The sequence below is a fragment of the Bradyrhizobium sp. PRIMUS42 genome (genome assembly GCF_023006515.1).
Lineage (GTDB): Bacteria > Pseudomonadota > Alphaproteobacteria > Rhizobiales > Xanthobacteraceae > Bradyrhizobium.
Genome location: NZ_JALBGZ010000569.1, coordinates 1 through 4,076, shown reverse-complemented (window position 1 = coordinate 4,076; position 4,076 = coordinate 1). Strand labels below are relative to the sequence as shown.

At 66.9% G+C, this 4,076-nt stretch carries 2 protein-coding genes; both read right to left on the bottom strand.

Going from position 1 to position 4,076, the window contains the following annotated elements; genetic code table 11:
• The coding region (locus MOV75_RS29435) for a GAF domain-containing protein (RefSeq protein ID WP_247007077.1) at positions 1 to 722 on the bottom strand (722 nt) is incomplete at its 3' end.
• A 205-nt stretch (positions 723 to 927) separates the two neighbouring features.
• A partial coding sequence (locus MOV75_RS29430; protein WP_247007076.1) for a carboxyl transferase domain-containing protein occupies positions 928 to 4,076 on the bottom strand: 3,149 nt, incomplete at its 5' end.

Sequence of the window (4,076 nt, the reverse complement as noted above, 5' to 3'; positions counted from 1 at the left end):
CCGACGACGCGGCGATCGTCGTCATAGGCGAGCAGGCCGCTGCCGCCGTCCCCGGGCACGGTCGCGATCCAGGCATTACGGAAATGGTCGCGGAAGATCGCGCCTTCGATGCGGCGCGTCGCCTGCATCGTGACCGCGAGCGCAAGCTGGTGCGCGGCGCGGCTGAGGTCATCACGACAGGACGTGATGTTGACGGCGCCTGCGATGCGGCCGGCCTGGTCGAACAGCGGCGTCACCGCACAGGAGAAGATGCCCCATTGCTCGCGAAAATGCTCGTCGCGATGAACCAGGATCGGCTTCTGCTCCGCAAGGCAGGTGCCGAGCCCGTTGGTGCCTTCATGGGCCTCCGAAAAATTCGAGCCGGTATAGACCTTCCAGCGCAGGAAGATCTCGGTGTCGGCCTCGCCCGGCAGGCGGCTGAACAGCATGGTCGCGTTGGCATCAGCGAGATTGACGCAATAGCCGGCCTCCCGCAGCACGCGGGCGAGATCCTCGAGCTCGGACGTCGCGAGCCGGATCGTCTCCTCCATGGGCTGGGCAACGTGCCGGACCTCGGCTGCGGTCAGCGTCTGTGGCGGGCCCAGGCGGGCGGGATCGAGCTTGTGGCTGATCAGGGAGCGCCGCCAGGAATTGGCAATGCGCGAGGACGCATCGATGTCGGCCACATGATTGGCGACGGACAAGACCCGGGCGACATGGTTCGAGGCCGACAGGCTGGCCATCGCGGACGTCTCCACCCTGTATTATTGTGCAAAGTCTGGCAGCACGGGCGGGGATGTCAATCGGGAACCGGGAGCGGATGGCGCAGTACGCCGTCTCTTCTCGTCATTCCGGGGCGATGCGAAGCATCGAACCCGGAATCTCGAGATTCCGGGTTCGCGCTGCGCGCGCCCCGGAATGACAGCCTCATCTATTGCTGCACTGCCCTCACCAGGTATCGATGCACGGCCGCTTCTTCCCCGCCCTGGCGGGCGGCTTCGGCACGGACCGCAAGCCCGCCATGATCCAGCGCCGCGTCTCGGCGGGGTCGATGACGTTGTCGATCTCGAACACCGAGGCGATCGAGACGGCCTTGCCGTTGGCATAGAGCTCGGCGACCTTGTTGCGGTAATAGGTCTCGCGCTCCTCGGGGTCCGCGATCGCCTCCATCTCCTTGCGGAAGCCGAGGCGGACATAGCCTTCCAGGCCCATGCCGCCGAACTCGCCGGTCGGCCAGGCCGCGGTGAAGAACGAGGCATGGAAGCCGCCGCCGATCATCGACTGCGCGCCGAGCCCATAGCCCTTGCGCAGCACGATGCCAAACAGCGGCACGGTGAGGCTCGCGCCCGTTACGAACATGCGCGAGACGTGGCGCACGATCGCGGTCTTCTCGGCCTCCGGGCCGACCATGAAACCGGGCGTATCGCAGAGCGAGACGACCGGCAGATCGAAGGCATCGCAAAGCTGGAGGAAGCGCGCGGCCTTGTCGCCGGCATCGGCATCGATGGCGCCGCCGAGATGGCGCGGGTTGTTGGCGATCAGGCCGAACGGCTTGCCCTCGATGCGGATCAGCGCGGTGATCATACCGACGCCGTAGTCGCGGCGCAGCTCCAGCACGGAATCCTTATCGGCGACGAGATCGATCACGCTGCGGATGTCGTAGACACGCAGGCGGTTCTCGGGGATGGCGCGGCGGAGCAGGCGCTGGTCCGCGGCTTGCCACTCCGTCACCGCACCCTGGAAATAGGACAGGTACTTTTGCGCGACGCGCGTCGCCTCCTCCTCGTCCTCGACAAGGATGTCGATAACGCCATTCGGTGACTGGAACGAGACCGGGCCGACCTCGGCCGGGTGGTACACGCCAAGGCCGCCGCCCTCGATCATGGCGGGGCCGCCCATGCCGATCGAGGCGTTCTTGGTCGCGATGATCACGTCGCAGCAGCCGAGCATCGCGGCATTGCCGGCAAAGCAATAGCCGGAGACGACGCCGATCACAGGCACAAGGCCGGAGAGCCTTGCGAACTGCACGAAGGACGGGCCGTCTAGCCCGGTCATGCCGAGCCGGTCGGTGTCGCCGGGCCGGCCACCGCCGCCCTCGGCGTAGAACACCAGCGGCACGCGCCAATCTTCCGCCAATGTCAGCATGCGGTCGATCTTCTTGTGGTTCATGTGGCCCTGCGTGCCCGCGAGCACGGTGTAGTCGTAGGCCACGACGATGCAGCGCGCGCCCTCCGGGCCGAAATTCTCCGCATTGACGGTGGCAACGCCCATAACGAGGCCGTCGGCCGGTGTGTTCTTGATGAGATCATCGAGCTTGCGGCGACGCCGCTGCGCCGCGATGGCGAGGCCGCCATATTCCATGAACGAGCCTTCGTCGACGAGCTGGGCAACGTTCTCGCGCGCGGTGCGCTGGTTGGTGTTGCGGCGTCGCTCGACCGAGGACGGGCGGTTCGCATCCAGCGTATTGGCCTGACGCGCGATCAGCTCGGCGAGATCGGGACGGATGTGATCGAGATCGATATCGGCTTCCGCGGCCGTGCTGTCGGCCGCAACGTCGAGCGGCTCGAGATACATGATGGCCTCGCCATGCAGCAGCGTGGCACCGTCGCCGGCGGCGAGCTTCATGACCCGGCCGCCCTGCTCGGCCATGACGAGATGCTCCATCTTCATGGACTCGATCACGGCGAGCTGCTGGCCGGGGCGCACGACTTCACCTTCCTTCACCTGGATGGTGACGATGGTTCCCTGCAAGGGCGCCGCGACCATCACCGCGCCTTCCGGCACGATTTGCGCAATTTGCGCCTCCGCGCTGTGGCCACCGCTTCGCTCGGTCGCGGCGAAGTAGAGCGGCTTGGCCGCGCCGTCGGCCGCGTCGACGAGCTTGGCAATGTTGCGGTCGATGAAATCGGTCGCGATGCGGTTGGTCCTGAAATCGGGATGCGCGAGCACGGCCTGAAGGAAGGCGATGTTGGTGACGACGCCGTCGATCCGGAACTCACGCAAGGCGCGCGAGGCCTTGGCGACGACGTCATGCCAGGCTTCGGCCGGCGTATGCACGATGACCTTCGCCAGCAGCGAGTCGAAGGCGGCGCTGGTCTTGTAGCCGGCATAGCCGAAACTATCGACACGGACACCGGGCCCCGACGGCGGCTCGAACAATGCGAGCACGCCGCCGGTCGGATGCGTCGCGCCCGTCTCGTCCAGCGTTTCCATGTTGACGCGAAGCTGCATGGCATGGCCGCGCGGCTTCGGGATCGAGCCTTGCGCAAGGTCGAGCGAGGCCAGCGTGCTGCCCGCAGCAACCGCGAGCTGGGCGCGGACGAGATCGAGCCCGAGCACCTCTTCGGTGACGGTGTGCTCGACCTGCAGCCGCGGATTGGCCTCGATGAAGGCAAAACTGTCCTCGGCGGTACCGTCGACCAGGAATTCGAAGGTGCCGAGATTGTCGTAAGAGGCCGCCGTCGCAAGCTGCCTCGCCGCCTCGATGATGCGGCCGCGCAAGGGATCGCTCAGCGAGGGGCTCGGCGCGACCTCGATCAGCTTCTGGTGCCGGCGCTGGATGGTGCATTCGCGCTCCCAGAGATGCGAGATCGCGCCGTGCTTGTCGCCGATGATCTGCACCTCGATATGGCGCGCCTGCCGGATCAGCCGCTCGGCATAGACGCCGTCGAAGCCGAAGGCGGCTTTTGCTTCCGACTGGCAGCGCGCATGGGCCTCCGCGAGATCGGCCGCGCTCTCCACCACGCGCATGCCGCGGCCGCCGCCGCCGGCCATCGCCTTGATGACAATGGCCGCGTTGCTGCCGAGCGAGGTGAAGAACGCCGTGATCTCCTCGAGGCTCGACGGCCCGCTGGTGCCGGCGATGATGGGGACGCCGCAGCGCTTTGCCAGTTGCCGTGCCGCGACCTTGTCACCGAACAGCTCTAGCGCGGCCGGTTTCGGGCCGACGAAAGTGAGGCCCGCATCGACGCAGGCTCTCGCGAACGCCGCGTTCTCGCTGAGGAAGCCATAGCCGGGATGCACGGCATCGCAGCCGGCGCTCTTCGCCGCCGTCACCACCGCCTCGATGTCGAGATAGGCCCGGGCGCCGCGGCCGG